This is a genomic window from Streptomyces sp. HUAS MS02, from assembly GCF_055702265.1.
This window is the reverse complement of record NZ_CM146747.1, coordinates 84145-101845: the sequence shown is the minus strand read 5'-3', so window position 1 is coordinate 101845 and position 17701 is coordinate 84145. Positions and strand designations below refer to the sequence as shown.

15 protein-coding genes and 1 pseudogene are annotated in these 17701 nt (G+C 71.1%); 11 read left to right on the top strand and 5 right to left on the bottom strand.

Annotated elements, in window-relative coordinates; genetic code table 11:
- Positions 1 to 3: 3 nt before the first annotated feature.
- The gene (locus tag ACZ9QC_RS00535; protein ID WP_472918219.1) at positions 4 to 924 is read right to left on the bottom strand and encodes a LysR family transcriptional regulator; all 921 of its coding nucleotides are present in this window, start codon (positions 922 to 924) and stop codon (positions 4 to 6) included.
- Positions 925 to 1075: 151 nt separating this feature from the next.
- Here ACZ9QC_RS00535 and ACZ9QC_RS00530 point away from each other — a divergent pair, with 151 nt between their 5' ends.
- The 8 genes and pseudogenes from ACZ9QC_RS00530 to ACZ9QC_RS00495 all read left to right on the top strand — a co-directional run.
- Complete coding sequence (locus ACZ9QC_RS00530) at positions 1076 to 2071, top strand: fumarylacetoacetate hydrolase family protein (RefSeq protein WP_472918218.1); 996 nt, start codon at positions 1076 to 1078, stop codon at positions 2069 to 2071.
- Positions 2068 to 3066: a cyclase family protein gene (locus ACZ9QC_RS00525; protein ID WP_472918217.1), complete on the top strand. Its 999-nt coding sequence runs from the start codon at positions 2068 to 2070 to the stop codon at positions 3064 to 3066. Before ACZ9QC_RS00530 ends, ACZ9QC_RS00525 begins: the two co-directional genes overlap by 4 nt.
- Positions 3067 to 3129: 63 nt before the next feature.
- Positions 3130 to 4284, top strand: coding sequence for an FAD-dependent oxidoreductase (locus ACZ9QC_RS00520; RefSeq protein ID WP_472918216.1), 1155 nt, complete (start codon positions 3130 to 3132; stop codon positions 4282 to 4284).
- Positions 4281 to 5273 (top strand): amidohydrolase family protein, encoded by a 993-nt coding sequence (locus ACZ9QC_RS00515; RefSeq protein WP_472918215.1) that lies wholly within the window; start codon positions 4281 to 4283, stop codon positions 5271 to 5273. Before ACZ9QC_RS00520 ends, ACZ9QC_RS00515 begins: the two co-directional genes overlap by 4 nt.
- Positions 5274 to 5298: 25 nt before the next feature.
- Positions 5299 to 6237 carry a VOC family protein gene (locus ACZ9QC_RS00510; protein WP_472918214.1) on the top strand — a complete coding sequence of 313 codons (939 nt, stop codon included), beginning with the start codon at positions 5299 to 5301 and terminating at the stop codon, positions 6235 to 6237.
- A gap of 84 nt (positions 6238 to 6321) precedes the next feature.
- A complete protein-coding gene (locus tag ACZ9QC_RS00505; protein ID WP_472918213.1) occupies positions 6322 to 7269 on the top strand; it encodes a fumarylacetoacetate hydrolase family protein in 948 nt (315 codons plus the stop codon).
- Positions 7270 to 7512: 243 nt separating this feature from the next.
- Complete coding sequence (locus tag ACZ9QC_RS00500; RefSeq protein ID WP_472918212.1) at positions 7513 to 8769, top strand: MFS transporter; 1257 nt, start codon at positions 7513 to 7515, stop codon at positions 8767 to 8769.
- Positions 8770 to 8911: 142 nt separating this feature from the next.
- A pseudogene (locus tag ACZ9QC_RS00495) lies at positions 8912 to 9298 on the top strand (CoA transferase subunit A); the annotation flags it as partial.
- Here ACZ9QC_RS00495 and ACZ9QC_RS00490 read toward each other — a convergent pair.
- Positions 9273 to 9854, bottom strand: coding sequence for a GNAT family N-acetyltransferase (locus tag ACZ9QC_RS00490; RefSeq protein WP_472918211.1), 582 nt, complete (start codon positions 9852 to 9854; stop codon positions 9273 to 9275). The pseudogene ACZ9QC_RS00495 and the gene ACZ9QC_RS00490 sit on opposite strands and share 26 nt — an antisense overlap.
- A gap of 600 nt (positions 9855 to 10454) precedes the next feature.
- Here ACZ9QC_RS00490 and ACZ9QC_RS00485 point away from each other — a divergent pair.
- The 3 genes from ACZ9QC_RS00485 (at position 10455) to ACZ9QC_RS00475 (ending at position 13330) form a co-directional block, all read left to right on the top strand.
- Positions 10455 to 10901, top strand: coding sequence for a hypothetical protein (locus ACZ9QC_RS00485; protein WP_472918210.1), 447 nt, complete (start codon positions 10455 to 10457; stop codon positions 10899 to 10901).
- A gap of 11 nt (positions 10902 to 10912) precedes the next feature.
- The gene (locus tag ACZ9QC_RS00480; protein WP_472918209.1) at positions 10913 to 11272 is read left to right on the top strand and encodes a PLAT/LH2 domain-containing protein; all 360 of its coding nucleotides are present in this window, start codon (positions 10913 to 10915) and stop codon (positions 11270 to 11272) included.
- Positions 11273 to 11362: 90 nt separating this feature from the next.
- Positions 11363 to 13330: a sensor histidine kinase gene (locus ACZ9QC_RS00475; RefSeq protein WP_472918208.1), complete on the top strand. Its 1968-nt coding sequence runs from the start codon at positions 11363 to 11365 to the stop codon at positions 13328 to 13330.
- Positions 13331 to 13368: 38 nt separating this feature from the next.
- On the opposite strand, the gene ACZ9QC_RS00470 is transcribed toward ACZ9QC_RS00475, so the two are convergent.
- From ACZ9QC_RS00470 to ACZ9QC_RS00460, 3 genes are read right to left on the bottom strand one after another with little or no spacing between them, the layout of a single operon-like run.
- On the bottom strand, positions 13369 to 14028 hold the full coding sequence (locus tag ACZ9QC_RS00470; RefSeq protein WP_472918207.1) for a response regulator: 660 nt from the start codon (positions 14026 to 14028) through the stop codon (positions 13369 to 13371).
- A complete protein-coding gene (locus tag ACZ9QC_RS00465) occupies positions 14025 to 15980 on the bottom strand; it encodes a sensor histidine kinase (protein WP_472918206.1) in 1956 nt (651 codons plus the stop codon). The genes ACZ9QC_RS00470 and ACZ9QC_RS00465 overlap by 4 nt, the downstream gene beginning before the upstream one ends.
- Positions 15981 to 16035: 55 nt before the next feature.
- Positions 16036 to 17700, bottom strand: a complete 1665-nt coding sequence (locus ACZ9QC_RS00460; RefSeq protein ID WP_472918205.1) for a sensor histidine kinase — start codon at positions 17698 to 17700, stop codon at positions 16036 to 16038.
- Between the last annotated feature and the right edge of the window lies 1 nt (position 17701).

Below are 17701 nucleotides of genomic sequence, written 5' to 3'. Positions count from 1 at the left end.
CGGTCACCCTTCCGGCGAGCGCTCCGCCATCCGTTTCGCGACCCGCGCGACGGTCTCGCGAAGCCACGTGTGCGCCGCGTCGTGGGTGTGGACGGGGTGCCACCAGAGAGCTTCGTGGAGGGGCATCGTGCCGTACGGCGGCTCCATGATCCGAATGCCTGCGGCGTCCCGCAGCCGCTCGGCGAGCCGGGCCTGGACCAGGGCGATCCTGCGGGTTCCGGCGACGAGGAAGCACAGCGCCTGGAAGGTGTCGGCGGAGACCTCCGAGCGGGGCTCGATGCCGAGCATGCTCAGCTGCCGCGTGGACGGTGTGTCGTACAGCCGCCGGTACGTCACCCAGGGCAGCCGGCTCAGGTCGTCCGGCGTGAGCTCGTCGCCCACCTCCGCATTGTCCTGTGAGACCACGAAGACCCAGCGGTCCTGGAAGACCTCCACCGCCGGGTAACCGCTGATGAAGCCGTGCGGCAGCAGCATCCCGTCGGTGGTGCTCAGCAGCGCGGCCGTCTCCTCGGTGACCGTGGCGGGAGTCAGCTCGAAATGGAGCCGGACCCCGGGCGCCTCCGCGTGAACGGTGCGGGTCAGTTCGGTGCCGAAGACCGTCACCGCGTAGTCCGAAATGATGATCTTGAACTCGTGGCGGTCCTCGACCGGGTCGAACTCGGCCTGGCTGCTGAAGACCCGTTCCGCCATGTCGCACGCCCTGGCCGTCCGCTCCAGCAGCGCCTGGCCGAGGGCGGTCAGCTCGTAGCTGTTGCCTGTCCTGAACAGGAGCTCGTCGTCGAAATGCCGGCGCAGTCGCGCGAGGGCGCCGCTCATCGCGGGCTGGCTGAGCCCGATGCGCTGTCCGGCCTTGGTGACGTTGCGTTCTTCCAGCAGAGCGCGCAGAGCCACCAGGAGATTCAGGTCAAGGCTGGCCAGATGCATGGCGCTCCCGAGGGCTGGTCGCCCGTCGAGAGACGACAGACGAGACAAGAGGCTCATCGGTGCGACCAATGAGCTTCATCCGGCGAATCGATTTCCCCAATCGGCCGTGGTGCGGCCAGATTAGTCGCACCGCCACCGAGAGGACACATCCGTGAAACGTGATGTTGATTCACCGCCCTTCTCGGGCCCCTTCGCCCTCGGCACCGTCAGCGCACCAGGCCGGGATCCGTTCCCCGCTCTGATCGTGCCGGGCCGCCGCGTGCTGGACCTGCGTGCCGCTCTGAGCGCGCCGGGGCTCACCGTGCGCACGCTGCTGGAGGGCTGGGACGAGGTGCTGCCCCGTCTGCGCGCTCTGGCCGCGGACACGGCCGGTGACTGGCTGCCGCTGGACGGCCTTCGGGTACATGCCCCGGTGGAGCCGCGGCAGGTCTTCCAGTCCGGCGCCAACTACCGGCAGCACGTGATCGACCTGGCCGTCGCGCACCGCGCCCCCGACGATCCCCGCACGGTCCAGGAGGCGCGGGCGGAGTTCGCGGAGGTCATGGACCGGCGAGCGCGCGAGGACCTGCCGTACGTGTTCATCGGTCTGCCGAGCGCGATCACCGGCCCGTACGACGACGTCGTCCTGCCCGCATGGGCCACGCAGCCTGACTGGGAACTGGAGCTGGCGGCCGTGATCGCCAAACCCGCCCACCGGGTCTCCGTGGAGGAGGCGCTGGAGTACGTCGCCGGGTACACGATCGCCAACGACCTCACCGACCGCGCCACCGTCTTCCGCCAGGACATGCCCGGCATCGGCACCGACTGGCTGCACAGCAAGAACGCGCCCGGCTTCACCCCGCTCGGCCCGTGGATCGTGCCCGCCGAGTCGATCGCGGACCCCGGTGACCTGCGGGTCACGCTGAAGCTCAACGGCGACACCATGCAGGACGAGTCCACCAAGGACATGCTCTTCGGGATCGCCCGGCTGGTGTCGTACATCTCCCGGACCTCCCGGCTCCTGCCCGGTGACCTGGTGCTCACGGGCAGTCCGGCCGGCAACGGCATGCACTGGGGGCGGCTGCTGCGCGACGGCGACGTCATGGAGGGCTCCATCACCGGGCTCGGTGTGCAGCGCACCCGCTGTGTGGCGGAGACACCGGCATGAGCCCGGACCGGCGCGACCCCGAGGGCGCGATCGCCGAGGCCGCGAAGGCGTACTCGAACTGGGGACGCTGGGGAGAGGACGACGTTCTCGGCACCCTCAACTTCCTCGATGAAGCGAAACGCCGCGAGGGCATGGCCCTGGGCCGACGCGGGGTGAGTTTCTCGCTCGCACAGCGGTTCGACATGAACGGCCCGCAGAAGGGCTGGCGCAGGCGCACCAACCCCGTCCACACCATGCTGATGACCGGGACCGACGCGGCGCTCGGCAACCAGGGCACCCCGCACGGCATCGGCGGCGCCGACGACCTCATCACGATGCCGCTGCAGTGTTCCACCCAGTGGGACGGACTCGGCCACGTCTTCGACCACGGCTTCGCCTGGAACGGGCGGCGGGCCGACAAGGTCGTCACCTCCGACGGCGACCTCGTCACCGGCATCGAGCACATGGCCCCGCACGTCGCCGGGCGCGGCGTCCTCCTCGACGTGGGACGGGTCATCGGCATCGGTGGGGGCACCTCCCGCTCGAGCGGAGCCGAGAGCGGGGGAGAGCTGCCCGACGGCTTCGCCATCACCGAGGAGCACCTGACCGCCACGGCCGAGGCACACGGCGTCATCGTCGGCCGGGGTGACATCGTCCTCGTGCGCACCGGGCAGCTGACCCGGGTCCGGCGCGAGGGCTGGGGCGACTACGCGGGCGGTGACGCACCCGGCCTGTCCTTCACCACCGCCGGGTGGCTGCACCGCACAGAGATCGCCGCGATCGCCACCGACACCTGGGGTTTCGAGGTCCGGCCCAACGAGTTCGAGAACGCCTTCCAGCCGCTGCACCAGGTAGTCATCCCCAACATGGGCCTGCTGGTCGGCGAGATGTGGGACCTCGACGCGCTCGCCGCGGACTGCGCGGACGACGGCGTGTACGAGTTCTGGCTCACCGCCGCACCCCTGCCCATCACCGGAGCCGTCGGCTCACCCGTCAACCCCATCGCCGTCAAATAGCGCATCGGCCCGATCGCCGTGAAGTGGCTGGATCGCACAGCCAGAGGAACAAGGGAGTTCCCCATGACCGACACCCGCCCCCAGCCTTCTGCCGGGGGTACCCCCATCGTCCTCGTCGTCGGCGGCGGCACCGCAGGAAACGGCCTGACCGTCCTGCTCCGCAAAGCCGGCATCGACGTCGACCTGGTCGAAGCCAAGGCCGACTGGAACGTCCACGGCTCCGGAATCACCACTCAAGGCAACGCCCTGCGCGTCCTGCGCGAGATCGGCGTGTGGGAGGAGGTCGAGAAGCACGGCTTCGGGTTCGACGCGCTCGGCATCACCGCTCCCGACGGGACGGTGCTGCACGTCGACGCACATCACCGCACCGGCGGACCGGACCTGCCCGCGGTTGTCGGCATGCAGCGGGCGACCCTCCAGCGCATCCTCATCGACGCGGTCCGAAGATCCGGTGCCCGGGTCCGGCTCGGCACCACCGTCCGGCAGCTGGAACAGGACGCCGCAGGTGTCGACGTCACCTTCAGCGACGGCACGTCGGGCCGGTACGACCTGGTCGTCGCCGCCGACGGACTGCACTCCGCGACCCGCGCCATGATCGGCATGAGTGAGCGGCCGGAAGCCGTCGGCATGGGGATCTGGCGCGTCTGCGCCCCTCGTCCCGCAAGCGTCGAGCGCACCGACCTCGCTTACGGCGGGCCCTGTTACATCGCCGGCTACTGTCCCACCGGCCCGGACTCCCTCTACGCGTACCTGGTGGAACCCCTGCGGGACCGCGCGAGCCTGGTCCCCGATGCCTACGCCGAGGAGATGCGCCGTCTCGCCGAGCCGTACGGCGGTGCCTGGGACGAGATCCGCGCGTCCATCACCGATCCGAAGAAAGTCAACTACACGGTGTTCACCCGGCATCTGGTCGAGGGCTCCTGGCACCGCGGCCGCGTCGTGCTCGTCGGCGACACCGCACACAGCTGCCCACCTACTCTCGCCCAGGGCGCGGCGATGTCCCTGGAGGACGCTCTGGTCCTGGCGGAGCTGCTCGCCGGCCACGACGACTGGAACGACGAACTGCTCACGGCCTACTACGAGCGGCGCATCCCCCGGGTCCGGCTGGTCGTGGACGGCGCCGTCCAGATCTGCCGGTGGCAGCTGGACGGTGTACGCGACGCCGACGTGCCCGGTCTGATCGGCCGCACGATGACCGTGCTGACGGAACTGCCGTGACAACGCCGACCGTCGACGTCCACGCCCACGTCGTACTCCCCGAGCTGGAGGAGGCCGTCGCCGGGTGGCCGGAACGTGCCGCCGCCCGTGCTCTGGAGGCCCGCCGCACCGGCCCGGAGGCCCAGGCCGTCAGTGCGCCCATGATCCGTGAACGCATCCCCATGCTGACCGACGCCAGAGCCCGCCTCGCCGCGATGGACGCCTGCGGTGTCGACATACAGCTCGTTTCTCCCGTCCCCGACTACCACTACTGGGCGGACGAGGAGCTGGCCCGCACGGTGTGGGAGCTGGCCGACACCGGTGTCGCGGCACACTGCGCGCAGGCACCGGAGCGGCTGCGCGGCCTCGGGCTGGTCCCGCTCCAGCACCCGCACCTGGCCGTCCAGGCTCTCGAACACGCCTTGGAACAGGGCCTGTCGGGTGTCGAGATCTCCTCGCACGCACCCGGCCGCGAACTGTCGGACCCCGCATACGAACCCTTCTGGAGCCGCGCCGAGGAGACCGGGGCTCTGCTGTTCCTGCACCCCTACGGCTGCACCCTCGACGAACGCCTGGACCAGTGGTACCTGTCCAACACCGTCGGCCAGCCCACAGAGAACGCCGTCGCGCTCTCCCACCTGATCTTCTCCGGTGTCCTGGACCGGCACCCGGAGCTGAAGCTGATCGCCGCGCACGGGGGCGGTTATCTGCCCACCCACATCGGCCGCTCCGACCACGCCTGGCGGGTCCGTCCCGACGCCCGGGGCTGCGCCCACCCGCCCAGCAGCTACCTCAAGCGGCTGTACTTCGACTCGCTCGTCCACGATCCGTCCGTCCTGCGCGAGCTGGTCCGGATCGCGGGCGCCGACCGGGTGCTGCTCGGTTCCGACTTCCCCTTCGACATGGGGGCCGACGACCCGCTGGCCGCCCTGAGCGCCGCTCACCTGCCCGATCCCGACTTCCACGCCATTCGCGGTGCCAACGCGGCATCGCTGTTGCGCCTCGTCTGAGGCCACCCGAACAGGAGCCCCACTCATGACCGAGCGTCTGCTCACCCACCTGAGGCATGTCGACCTCGCCGTGCCCGACTACGACAAACAACTCGACTTCTACGCCGGCATCTGGGGCCTGACCAAGGTCGCCGAGGACTCCGGCATCTCCTTCCTCGCCGCCGAGGGCAGCCCCGAACAGTACATAGTGCGGCTGCGCAAGGCCGGCGAGAAGCGCCTCGACCTCATCTCCTACGGCGCCGCGAGCGCGGCGGACGTGGACATCCTCGCCGAACAACTCCTCGCGGGCGGCGTGCAGTTGATCTCCCAGCCGGGCAAGATCGACACACCCGGAGGCGGCTACGGCTTCCGCTTCTTCGACGTCGACGGCCGCACCATCGAAGTCTCCGCCGATGTCGCCGTACGACAGCACCGCAGGATCGAGGAGAAGGAGTCGATCCCGGTCAAGCTGTCGCACGTGGTCATCAACTCGCCCGATCTGAACGCCACCAAGGAGTGGTACGAGCGCCACCTCGGCTTCCGGCTCTCCGACACCCTCTGGCATCCGAAGATGGGTGAGGCGATGCACTTCATGCGGATCAGCTCCCAGCACCATTCCATGGCCATCGCCCAGGGCCCGCACACCGCCCTGCACCACATCTCCTTCGAGATGCGCGGCATCGACGAGTACATGCGCGGCACCGGCCGACTGCTGCGCGCCGGCGTGCACAAGGTGTGGGGCCCAGGCCGCCACTACGCGGGCGACAACACCTTCTCCTACTTCCACGACCCGCACGGCAACACCGTCGAGTACACCACCGAGCTGGAGCAGCTGGACGAGGACACCTGGCACCCCCACGTCTACGACTTCTCCACCGACGAGGTCTCCGACCAGTGGGGCACGGCCAACCCCGTGAACGAACTGGTCGCCAAGGAGTCCTTCAACGACCCCGACCGCGGCTGCTTCATCGCCCCGCCGGTCTGAACCTCCCTACTCCGGGGACGCGGCCATGCCCGGCTGATGGCCCTGAGTGCCCGCCGCGCCCCGGCCCAGCCCCTTGGAGCCCCCATGCGCTTCGCCACGTACGAGTACCAGGGCCGCCGCCACTGCGGCGTGATGGACGGTGCCGCCCTACGTCCCTTCCCCGACGGCACGACACTGCTCGACCTGATCTGCTCCGGCCTCCCGCGAGCGGCAGCGGACCTCCCACCCACCTCGGACCCGGTCCCGCTGGACGCCGTAAGGCTGCTTCCGCCCCTGGAACCGCCGTCCGTGCGCGACTTCTACACCTTCGAGGAGCACATCGAGGGCGTACGGCGCTCCGGGGACCGCGGGGTACCCGAGGCGTGGTACGACGCGCCCACCTTCTATTTCACCAACCCCCAAGCCCTGATCGGCGCGCACGACGACGTCCCGTATCCGCCAGGCAGCAAGGTGCTGGACTTCGAACTCGAGGTCGCGGTCGTCGTCGGCCGAGAGGGCCGCGACCTGACGCCCGAGCAGGCGCGCGACCACATCGCCGGATACACCCTGTTCAACGACTGGTCGGCCCGCGACCTCCAGATCCGCGAAATGCAGGTCGGACTCGGCCCCTGCAAGGGCAAGGACACCGCCACCACCCTCGGCCCCCACCTCGTGACCCCGGACGAGCTGGAGCCGTACCGCGACGCCGACGGCTTCCTGCGCCTCGCCCTGACCTCGGAGATCAACGGCGAGGTCGTCGGCAAGGACCTGCTGTCCAACATGAGCTGGACCTTCGAGGAGATGGTCGCCTACGCCTCGCGCGGTACCGTCGTCCGCCCCGGCGACGTGCTCGGCTCGGGCACCTGCGGCAACGGCGGCTGCCTGGCCGAACTGTGGGGTATCCGAGGCGAGCGGATCCCGCCGCCGCTGAAGCCGGGCGACACCGTCACCCTCACCGCGGACGTCCTCGGCTCCGTCCGCAACACCGTCGTCCCCGGCCCCGAGCCGCTACCCCTCCCGACCGGACGCCGACGTCCCCGAAGCCGTCCCTGAACGGACCGGACTCGGCCGAACAACCCGCACCGCTCAGGCCACGACACCCCATCGGCCGCGCGGATGTGCCGGATCCGGCACACCGATCGCCCGGAGGGTGGGCGGCGGGCCCCCGAGGCCGCACAGTCGTCCCACCCGCACGCCGCGTCCCCCTTCCGCGTCGGCGTGACGTCCTCCCCGCATGCCGAACGCCGTTGGCGCTGTACGGCATGCCCACTCCACACACCGTCCCCAGGAGTTGCCATGACTGCTTCCGTGCCCTTGCCCTCCGCCGCGATCGACGAGTCCGCCCCGCCGTCCGTGAGTGTGTCGGGCCCGGCGCACCTGCTACGGGTGAGCGCGCTGATGGCCGGCAGCTGTCTGCCCGTGCTGGGCGCGGTACTGATCGCTCCTGTGCTGCCGAAAATGCAGGACCACTTCGCCTCGACCCCCGGCGCCACGGCGCTCGTCCCCCTCGCGCTGACCGTTCCGGCACTGGCACTTGCGCTGCTGGCACCGTTCGCCGGAGTGTTCGTGGACCGCGTGGGCCGCAAGCGTCTGCTCCTGGTGGCGACCGTCCTGTACGCGCTGTTCGGCACCGCACCGCTCTGGCTGGACTCGCTGGGCGCCGTCATCGCCAGCCGCGCCCTGGTCGGCGTCACCGAGGCCGCCATCATGACCTGCTGCACCACCCTGATCGGCGACTACTACTCCGGTCACCGGCGGGTGAAGTACCTCGCCCTGCAGACCATGTGCGCCTCCGCGTCCGCCACGGCGTTTTTCGTGCTCGGCGGCGCTGCCGGTGCGGCAGGCTGGCGCGTCCCGTTCTGGGTGTACGCGGTGAGCCTGCTGCTCGCCCCGGTGCTGGCGCTCGCTCTGCCCAGACCGACGGTGCGCGAGGTCACGGAGACAGCCGTGGAAGGTCTCCCGGCTGCCCATCGCCCGTTCCCTTGGCGGCAGATGACGGGCATCTGCGCCCTGACCTTCTTCGGGGCGATGGTCTTCTACACCGTTCCCGCGGAGATGTCGTACCTGCTCGATGACCTCGGCGTGGAGAGCACCGGTGTCATCGGTCTGGCAACCGCGGGCGCGAGCGCCGCCACGGTGGCCGGAGCGATCACCTTCGCCCGGCTGAAGCGCTCTCCCGACCCTATGCTGCCCGCCGTCCTCGCCGTCTGCGCGGCCGGTTTCGGCGTGATGTTCCTCGCCGACAGCGTCCCGCTGATGGTCGTCGGTGCGGTGATCAACTGCCTGGGTACCGGAATGCTGTTGCCGGCGGTCCTCACCAGTGCCATGTCCCGGCTGAAGTACGAGGACCGCGGCCGGGGCACGGGGCTGTGGACATCTGCCTACTTCGGCGGCTGTTTCGTGTGCCCGCTGGTGCTGCTCGCCGTCGAGTCGGTGGTCGGCACTCTGGCCGGTGCCGTGGGCCTGCTGGGCCTGGCCACCGCGGCGATCGCGCTCGGGCTGCTGGTCGCCGGGCGGCGGGCCGTGCACACAGGCCCCGCACGATCTGTGTGAACACCCCGGAGACCCCGATCGACGGCGGCCTCACCGCGCACAGCGGCGCCGAGCCCGGCTCGGCGCCGCTGTGCGCCAGGAAACCTGAACCACGCGCTCCGCGCCGCCGGGGCACCCGAACCAGCGGAAGGCCCTGTCACTCATGGACAAGGTCCGCCCAAGCGCCGACGAGGCGGTCGCCGACATTCCCGACGGAGCCTGCCTGGCCGTCGGCGGCTTCGGCCTCAGCGGCAGTCCCGACGTGCTCATCCAAGCCGTGCATGCCCAAGGCGCGACAGGCACGGAGGTCGTGTCGAACAACTGTATCTGTCGGGCGAGTTGGACGTGGAGCTGGTGCCGCAGGGCACGCTCGCCGAGCGGCTGCGCGCCGACGGCGCGGGCATCCCCGCCTTCCACACCGGCCGGGGTGGGCACCCAGGTGGCGAAAGGCGGTCTGCCTTGGCGGTACGCGGCCGACGGCATGGTGGTTGCCGTGGCCTCCCCGCCCCAGGAGACCCGCGACCTCAACGGCCGTACCCACGTCCTGGAGCACGGTACGCGTCCGGCGCGGTCCTCCGCGCGGCGTGATGCCACTCCTCTTCGAGGATGCTGAAGATCAAAGAGTCCCGCCAGCCGTCGCGGATCAACTGTGTGTGACGCAGTCGTCCCTCGTGCGTCATGCCGAGCTTGGCCAGCACCCGGGCGGAGCCCAGATTCCGCGGGTCGCAGGTGGCGTAGATCCGATGGAGCCCCAACTCGCCGAAGCCGCGGGCAAGGAGCTGCCTCCCGATCTCCGTCCCGATGCCCTGGCCCCAGACGCGCGGATGCACGCTGTAGGAGATCTCTCCCTGACGCTGGACGGCACTCCGGACATGCAGTTCCCCCATCCCCACCGCATCCCGGCCGAGGCGGGCCACATAGGGAAACCGGCGCTGGGGTTCGTCCGACCAGGCCTTGACCGCGGCCTCGACGAAGTCCCGTGTCTCGTCCTCCGTGTTCGGCCCCCACGCCTGATAGCGACAGACCTCCGCCAGAGACGCCCATGAGTGGACGGCCGGCCCATCCTGCGAAGTGATCTGGGACAGGGTCACAGAGTGCTGTTCCATGAGGTGATCATGTCCACCTCGACGTGCCACCTACAAGGGCAAGCCCTCCGCCACTGTCCGGCCTCGTGCGGCGGCGCAAGCGCTCCGGCGCGGGGATGTTTCCGGTCCACCTTCCCTCATGTGCATGCCGTTCGGGGGAGTAGCCGCGGTGGTGACCTGAAGCCCGGCGCACACGGCGCGGACGTCACCCACTCCGACGGGCACCCGCCCGCCTCGGCCGACCCGCGCGGCCGAGGACCTGGCCGTGGCCGGGGCCGAACGCGCCGAACCGGAGGCGGCCGACGGGCCCATGCCGCCCGCCGCAGAGGTGGTCTTCCCGCGGAGCGTCCCCGCCAGGGTCGACCGGAACTGGACGGCCGTCATCCACCCCGGAACCGTGTTCGCCGCGCCCCCTCATCGGCCTCGTCACCGGCGTCCTGGCGATCTACCCGTCCTGGCGGGCCTTCCGCGTCCAGCCCGCCGAAGCCCTACGACGGTAGAGCCGGCACCGCGAGCGCCCACGGCGGTCGGGACCCGTGCCCCATGCGCGGCGGAGACCGGGCCCGGCACGCTGACCGCACATCGTCCGACGGCATACGCCACTGACCCAAGGGGCCCTCCATGACCACCGCACAACCGATCTCGCGCGACAACTGGACCGACGTGGCGGCCGAACTCGGCAAGCGCGTCGCGCTCGTCCACCCGGCCGACGCGGAGCTGATCCACGCCATCGAGGCGAGCACGTTCCCCGAGTCCCCGTCCCCGGTCCTCACGCGGGACGGATCCCGCGGCGCCGGCGTCACCGTCCGTGCCTTCTGGTGGGGCTTCCACGTCGAGATCGACCACTCCACGCTCGGTCAGGTGCTCGACTCCGCCGACACGGTGAACACCCTCGTCGGCACGATCGGCGGCGCCATCCCCAGCCCCGCCCAGCCGTGGATCGTCCTCGTCGCCAAGTTCGTCGCCGGCGCGCACCAGCTGCTCCGCGCCCTGGACCGGGGCAACGGCATCTACATCAGCATGAGCTGGTTCGCCCCGGGCGTCTTCGTACCCACCACCGTGGTGTGAGGGAGTGGAAAATGCCTGACTACCGGATCAGCGTCCACACGGGAAACGTGAACGACGCGGGGACCGACTCCAACGTCTACCTGACCATCTTCGGAACCAACGGCAGCAGTGACGAGATCCAACTGGACAGCGGCCGGGACGACTTCGAGCGCGACGCGGCCGACACGTTCACGCACACGCTCAAGGACCTCGGGGACCTGTACCGGGTTCGCATCCGGCACGACAACTCGGGTTCCTGGCCCGGCTGGTTCCTGGACCGCATCACCGTGCGCGACGAGGACGCCGACGAGGAATGGGCGTTCCCGTGCTCGAGGTGGCTGTCGACCGGCGAGGACGACCGTCGCATCGATCGCTATCTCGACCTGGCCTGACGGACAGGGGCGGCCCGGCCGGTGCGACCGGGCCGCCTTTTCCTGCCGCCGACGGCAACCGACGGCAACCGACGACAGCAGACTGGTGCGATGGCTGCCCGCGTGAGCGTGTGGATCGTGGTGTTCTCCGGCGTGTGCGCCGTGGCGTTCGCCGGATGGGTGCTCTCGTTGCCCCAGGCCGGCCGACTGCCGGAGAACGGCGACATCGGCTACGTGGTGCTGATCGGCGGCGTCGCCCTCTCCTGGACGTTCACCGGGGCGGCCCTGACGCGGCTGCGCCCAGGGAACACGGTGGGCCGGCTCCTGCTCGGGATCGGCGCGAGCTCGGCCTGGCAGTTGGGCCTCGCGGCGTACGGCGGGTACGGCGTCGCCGTGGCCCGCCCGTCCTGGCCGCTGGCCCCGGTGGCCGTGTTCGTGGCCTGCGCACTGATCGCCCCGGCCACGTTCACACTGCCGACCGTCCTCCTCGCGGTGTATCCCGACGGCCGCGTGCCCGGGCCGCGCTGGCGCTGGCCCGTCGGTGCCGCCGTCACGGGGATGGCGCTGCTGGCCCTGACCGTTCCCTTCGACCCCGGCGCGTACGGCGAGATCGTTCCGGACCGCGAACCCCCGCTCCAACTCCCCGACGCCGTCCTCGCCTCGCTGCTCGTCGCGGGACTGGTGGCGGTGGGACTGGCGGCGGTGGTCGCCGCGGTCGGCACCCTGCTGCGACTACGGCGGGCCGTGGCACCCCTGCGACCCCAACTGGCCTGGATGGCCTGTGTGAACGCGGCCTTCCTGACCACTCTGGTGTCCTTCGAGACACCTGTCGCGGCCGGAGTCGCCCACCTCGTTCCGGTGGCGGTGGCCGTCGGCGTCCTGCGCCACCGCATGTTCGGCATCGAAGCGGTACTGCGCAGGGGCCTGGTGTACGCGGCCCTGACCGCCGCGGTCTTCGCCGCCTACCTCACCACCACCGCCCTGGTCGGCTCCGCCCTGTACCGCCGTCCCCTTCCCGGAGTGCTCATGGCGGCGGTCGTGGCGGTGGCGCTCACACCGCTGCGCGACCGACTCCAGAGAGCGGTGGACCGGCTGGTGTACGGCGCCCGACGCGATCCGCTCCGTGCCGTCACCGACCTCGGGAGACAGATCGCCTCCCGAGGCGCACCGGACCTGCTCCCGGCCGCGCTCGACACCGTGGCCCGTGCCCTGCGCGCCCCCGGCGCCGTCGTGACGTCCCTCGACGGGCATGTCCTGGCGTCGCTCGGAGCCGACCCGGGCACGGACGGCTCGACGGTGTCGCTGCGTGTCGCGGGGCGTGACATCGCCACCCTCACCGTCGCCGCTCGCGGACCGGACGAGCCCTACGACGCAGACGACGTCGGACTGCTGTCGACGCTGGCGTCCCAACTGGCCGTGATCGTACGGGCCGTGGAACTGTCCGACGCCCTGGAGCGGGAACGCGACCGCATCCTCGTGGCCACCCGCGCCGAGCGCGACCGTATCCGGCGCGATCTGCACGACGGCCTGGGGCCCTCGCTGTCCGGTATCGGCCTGGGGCTCGAGGCCCTCGGTGACGCGCTCGACCGGCAGGACGCCACAGGGCAGCGCGCGCTGCTGTCCCGTATGCGTACCGAGGTGGCCGGGACGGTCGGCGAGATCCGCCGCATCATCGACGCGACACGTCCTGGGGCCCTGGACCGGCTGGATCTCGTCGAGGCCCTGCGCGGGCACGCGGCCATGGTGTCGGCCGCCGTCCCCGTGCGCATCACGGTGGGTGCGCTGCCGTCGCTGCCGTCCGACGTGGAGACCGCCGTCCACCGGATCGTGACGGAGGCGGTCACCAACGCCGTCCGGCACGCGGAGGCACGCCACATCTGGGTCACGTTGCTGGCGGTGGGCGAGTCGCTGCGGGTCACGGTCGCCGACGACGGACGCGGGTCCGACGGCGTGGAGAGCGGTGTGGGACTGGCGTCCATGCGGCGGCGGGCGGAAACGCTCGGAGGCACCTTCCGCATCACGTCGGTGCCGTACGAAGGCACCACCGTGACCGCGACCGTGCCACTGGTCCCCCGGTGACGGACGCGGGGGAGGGGGCGGTGCGCGGGGAGCCTGGTTCACGGGGTGCCGAGGCCCGCGTCCCTGGCCCGGGCGACGGTGGCGGCACGGTCGTTCGTTCCGATCTTGTTCATCACGGCCGACACATGGTTGCGGACGGTTTTCTCCGCCAGGAACAGACGCCGGGCGATCTGGTGGTTGCTGTGGCCCTGGGCGACGAGTTCCAGGATCTCGCGTTCGCGTTCGGTGAGTTCGGGGAAGACCTGGGCGGCGTAGTCACGCTGCGCCTGGGTGAAGAAGGCGTTGATGCGCCGAGCCACCGCCTCGCCGTAGACCGCGTTCCCCGACGCTACGGCGAGCACCGCGCGGGCGATCTCGGTCCGGTCGGCGCCTTTCAGGAGGTAACCGCGGGCGCCCGCGCGCAGGGCTCCGATGAGGGCCTCGTCGTCCTCGTGCATCGTCAGTACCAGGACCCCGATCCGGTCGTCGCGGGCGTGGATCTCGCGGATCGCCTCGGTGCCGCCGAGGTTGGGCATGGCGAGATCGGTGAGGACGACGTCGGGCTCGGTCCGCTCGACCACCTTCACGAGTTCCGCGCCGTCGGCCGCCTCCCCGACGATCTCGATGTCGTCGTGCCCGGCCAGGGCGGCCGTGAGACCGAAGCGGTACATCGGGTGGTCGTCCGCGATGACGATCCGGACGGGCACTGCTCGGGTCATGGTCCCTCCAGCGGCAGGATGGCGGTGATGATCGTCCCGCGGGCCGCGGGCTCGACGGTGAGGCTGCCGCCGCGGGCCTCGGCACGGCGGCGCATCGACGCCAGGCCGACGCCCGTGGGTGTCCCGGTGGGAATCCCGCGCCCGTCGTCGGTGACGGTGATCGTCAGGAGGCCCGCGTGCGCCGCCACGGTGACCGTGGCCTCTCGCGCACCGGCGTGCCGGGCGATGTTCGTGGTGGCTTCGGTGATGATGCGATAGGCCGTGCTCTCCACCTCCGGTGGGAGCGTGGGCAGTTGTGCCACCAGAACGCTGACGGGCACGGCGGGCGCCAGGGCCTCGGCGTGCCGTCGCGCGGCCTCCGCGAGCCCCAGCCGGTCCAGGACGTCGGGGCGCAGGTCGTCGATGATCCGCCGGATCTCCGCCACCGCGGCGACGACCTCTTCCCGGGTACGGCTCACCAGCGTGCCGGCCACGGCGGTGTTGCCCAGCGACAACTGGTCCGTGGCGGCCTGCAGCCCGAGCCCCATGCCGGCCAGCGACGGCCCCAGACCGTCGTGCAGGTCATGCCGCAACCGGTCGCGTTCGACTCGGGTGGCCTCGACGACCTGGTCCCGCTGAACGGCCACGACATCAGCCAGTTCCAACGCCCTTACGACTACGGCGACTTGCTGGGCCAAGGCCGCCAACAGCCGTTTGTCGTCCTTGCCGTACGCCTCGTCCGGCGTGCGGGCGGACACCTGCATGGTGCCGAGTGTCCGCCCCGCCAGGCGCAGTTCCAGGGTGCACCCGACCGCCGTGTTCCGGCCGAGCGCCGCGAGCGTCGTACCCCGGGCGTCCGTCACCCGGATCCCCGGGGCGCGCACGGCCTGCGTGACCGCGTCCAACGCGGCGGGCAGCAAGTCGTGTTCACCCGCGTCGGCCATCCGGCTGCCGAGCCGTGCCAGGGCCCGCAGCGGGTCCCGGCGCCCGCCGTAGATCCACCAGTCCACGGCCCGTTGCAGACGTTCGCGGGCCGGAGCGAGGCCCACCGCGACCACGGCGGCCGACAGCACCCCCGGCAGGGCACTGCGGTCCCACACCGTACCCACGGCTGTCGTCACCAGTAAGTACACGATGATCACGACAGCCGTCAGCAGCGCGTAGACCAGCCCGCGCCGCATCACCGTCTCGATGCCGAGCATCCGGTAGCGCAGCACCCCGACGGCCACCGCGACCGGGACGAGCACGCCCAGACTCGCGTGGACGACCGGTCCGGCGGAGAAGAGGGCGGTCAGGAAGACCGCCAGCACGCACATCATCCACGCCAGTTGCTGACGCACCGGAGGCTCGGACCGGACCAGGCGGACGACCGCCTCCACGGTGACCACGAGCGCGCTCAGGCCGATGAGGAGAAGGCACACCACGTCCATGGCGCCGATCACTGCGGACGGCAGGGACGCCGGCGGGGTGCCACCGGGCACGATGTCGTCGTACGCCTGCGCGTCGAACGCCGTACCCACGGTCAGTACCGCGATCGCCGCCCCCGCCGCGCCGACCGGCCACCACAGCCACCTCGCACCCGGTCGGCCCCGCGGATAGAGCGCCAGCACGAGAGTGGGCAGCGCGAACAGGGACGGTACGTGCGCCCCGCCCGCCACGGCAGCGGCGACCGACGCCCCCGGCCAGTCCGGCTCGGCAACCGCCACACCGTGCCCGCCGTACGCCGCCAGACCGACCTGCCAGGTCCCCGAGCCACCGATGACGAGGAACAGCCACCCCAGAGGATTCCGCGGCCGCAAAGAGACCAGCACGGCCCCGGTCACGGCCCATGACACCAGCACAGTCCCCCCTAGAACCACCTGGAGACCGCTCTGGTCGACCCCCGGCACCCCACCGGCCGACACCGCCACCCACCCCGCGAACGCCACCGCCACCACGCCCGACAACGGCACCGCCCACACGCCCCCGCGCACAGCCACACTCCATTCTGCGGCGGCCCGCCCTCGACGCACAGCGTTAGCGGCGGCATTACCCGGAGTCGTCCCGCGCGGTGAGGGGAAAACGGGCCCGCACATGGGTTCCCCCACCGTCGCCGGGCAGGACGGCGAACTCGCCACCGAGTTCGGTGGCCCGCATCCGCATCGAAGCGATGCCCACTCCCGCCACATAGTGCTCGCCGAAACCCAGCCCGTCGTCGCGGACGTCGACGCACAGACAGGCGGCGGTGCGCGAAATCGCCGAGCGAGTCAGACGCGCCGCACGGCCCCCACCATCCACACCGGCCGACCCGCTGAGAGAGACCCGCAGTGTGCGGGCATGGGCATGACGCACCGCGTTCGTGACCGCTTCCAGCACGACGAGATAGGCGGCTTCGGCCACCGCGGGCGGCAGCTCCTCGGGCACGTCCTGACAGCGCAGTTCCATCCTGGGGGCAGCGGGGGAGGCGGAGAGACGCCGCAGATGGTCCCGAATCCCCTCGCACAGGCCCAACTCGGCCAGCGACCCCGGCCCCAACGAATCGATGACGCGCCGGACTTCACGTGTGGCGCGGTGCAGTTGCGCGCCGGCCGAGGCAAGGCTGCGCGCCACCACGTCGTCGGAGTCCAGGGTCGCGGCGGCGCCTTCCAGGAGGAGGCCGGTTCCCGACAACAAGGGGCCCAGACCATCGTGGAGGTCACGGCGCAGGCGTTCCCGGTCGGTGGCCTCGGCACGCACGAGGCGGTCGTGCGCCCGGACGAGATCCTCCCGAAGCCGTGCGTTGTGGACGGCGGTGGCGACGAGGTGGGTGATCTCGGCGAGCAGCGCGAGGTCCTTCGGACGGTATGCCTCGCCGGGGCTGCGCAGCCGTACGCTCAGGTGGCCCAGCAGCTCCGTACGGTGGACCAGCGGCAGATCCACTCGGGACGCCACCTGCGGGGCGGGCGTATCCGACTGCGGCCCGTGCTCGTACAGATGAACGTCCGCGCCGGGGGCGCGGACGCTGCGGGCCGCCACGTCCACAGCCACCGCGGCCACTTGGGCGGGAGTCACCGCCGTGTGCAGACGCCCGCGCAGTTCCTGGAGGGCCCGCAACGGTTCGTCGCGACGGCCGTAGACCAGCCTGCTCGCCGCACGCTGCAGGTGTCTGCGGGCCGGGTCGGCAACGCAGGCGATCACCGCCGCTGCCGCGAGGGCGCCCAGGGGCGACGGACTGCCGCCCACGAGCAGCCCGGAAGCGGCGGCCATCGCCAGGTACCCGGTGTACACCACGGCCGTGAGCGCCAGCGACACCCGGGTCCGGTGGATGATCACGTCGATGTCGTACAGACGCAGGCGCAGCACGGCCACACTGATCGCGCCAGTGAGCATCACGGGAATCAGGAAGAACCCCGCCTGCGCCACATGGTGGGGCAACAGGCCGTTCAGGGCCTCGACACACATCGCCGACACAACCGCGAAGACCAGCCACTTCAGTTGCCGGCGTTCCTCGACCCGGGCTCGCCGCCAGCGCACGAACAAGGACGCGAAGGCGGCGCACACGGCACCGACCGCGAACACGCCCGCCGCCGTCACCAGCGGATCGGCGACGGCGGGAGACAGCGCCAGGGGATTGCGCAACGCGACCTGGGGTGTCCGGGGGTGTTCCACCAGAGGGCCTGGTCGCAGGGCCGCGGTGACGGCCACGGCTGCCGTCGCCGCCCATGACACGGTCACG

What these genes read in the sequence shown, in the direction of transcription:
- ACZ9QC_RS00480 (WP_472918209.1), top strand. Translation starts at nt 10,913, where the DNA reads ATGCCTGACTACCGGATCAGCGTCCACACGGGAAACGTGAACGACGCG.
- ACZ9QC_RS00490 (WP_472918211.1), bottom strand. Translation starts at nt 9,854, where the DNA reads ATGGAACAGCACTCTGTGACCCTGTCCCAGATCACTTCGCAGGATGGG.
- ACZ9QC_RS00520 (WP_472918216.1), top strand. Translation starts at nt 3,130, where the DNA reads ATGACCGACACCCGCCCCCAGCCTTCTGCCGGGGGTACCCCCATCGTC.
- ACZ9QC_RS00510 (WP_472918214.1), top strand. Translation starts at nt 5,299, where the DNA reads ATGACCGAGCGTCTGCTCACCCACCTGAGGCATGTCGACCTCGCCGTG.
- ACZ9QC_RS00505 (WP_472918213.1), top strand. Translation starts at nt 6,322, where the DNA reads ATGCGCTTCGCCACGTACGAGTACCAGGGCCGCCGCCACTGCGGCGTG.
- ACZ9QC_RS00500 (WP_472918212.1), top strand. Translation starts at nt 7,513, where the DNA reads ATGACTGCTTCCGTGCCCTTGCCCTCCGCCGCGATCGACGAGTCCGCC.
- ACZ9QC_RS00485 (WP_472918210.1), top strand. Translation starts at nt 10,455, where the DNA reads ATGACCACCGCACAACCGATCTCGCGCGACAACTGGACCGACGTGGCG.
- ACZ9QC_RS00470 (WP_472918207.1), bottom strand. Translation starts at nt 14,028, where the DNA reads ATGACCCGAGCAGTGCCCGTCCGGATCGTCATCGCGGACGACCACCCG.
- ACZ9QC_RS00535 (WP_472918219.1), bottom strand. Translation starts at nt 924, where the DNA reads ATGCATCTGGCCAGCCTTGACCTGAATCTCCTGGTGGCTCTGCGCGCT.
- ACZ9QC_RS00475 (WP_472918208.1), top strand. Translation starts at nt 11,363, where the DNA reads ATGGCTGCCCGCGTGAGCGTGTGGATCGTGGTGTTCTCCGGCGTGTGC.
- ACZ9QC_RS00525 (WP_472918217.1), top strand. Translation starts at nt 2,068, where the DNA reads ATGAGCCCGGACCGGCGCGACCCCGAGGGCGCGATCGCCGAGGCCGCG.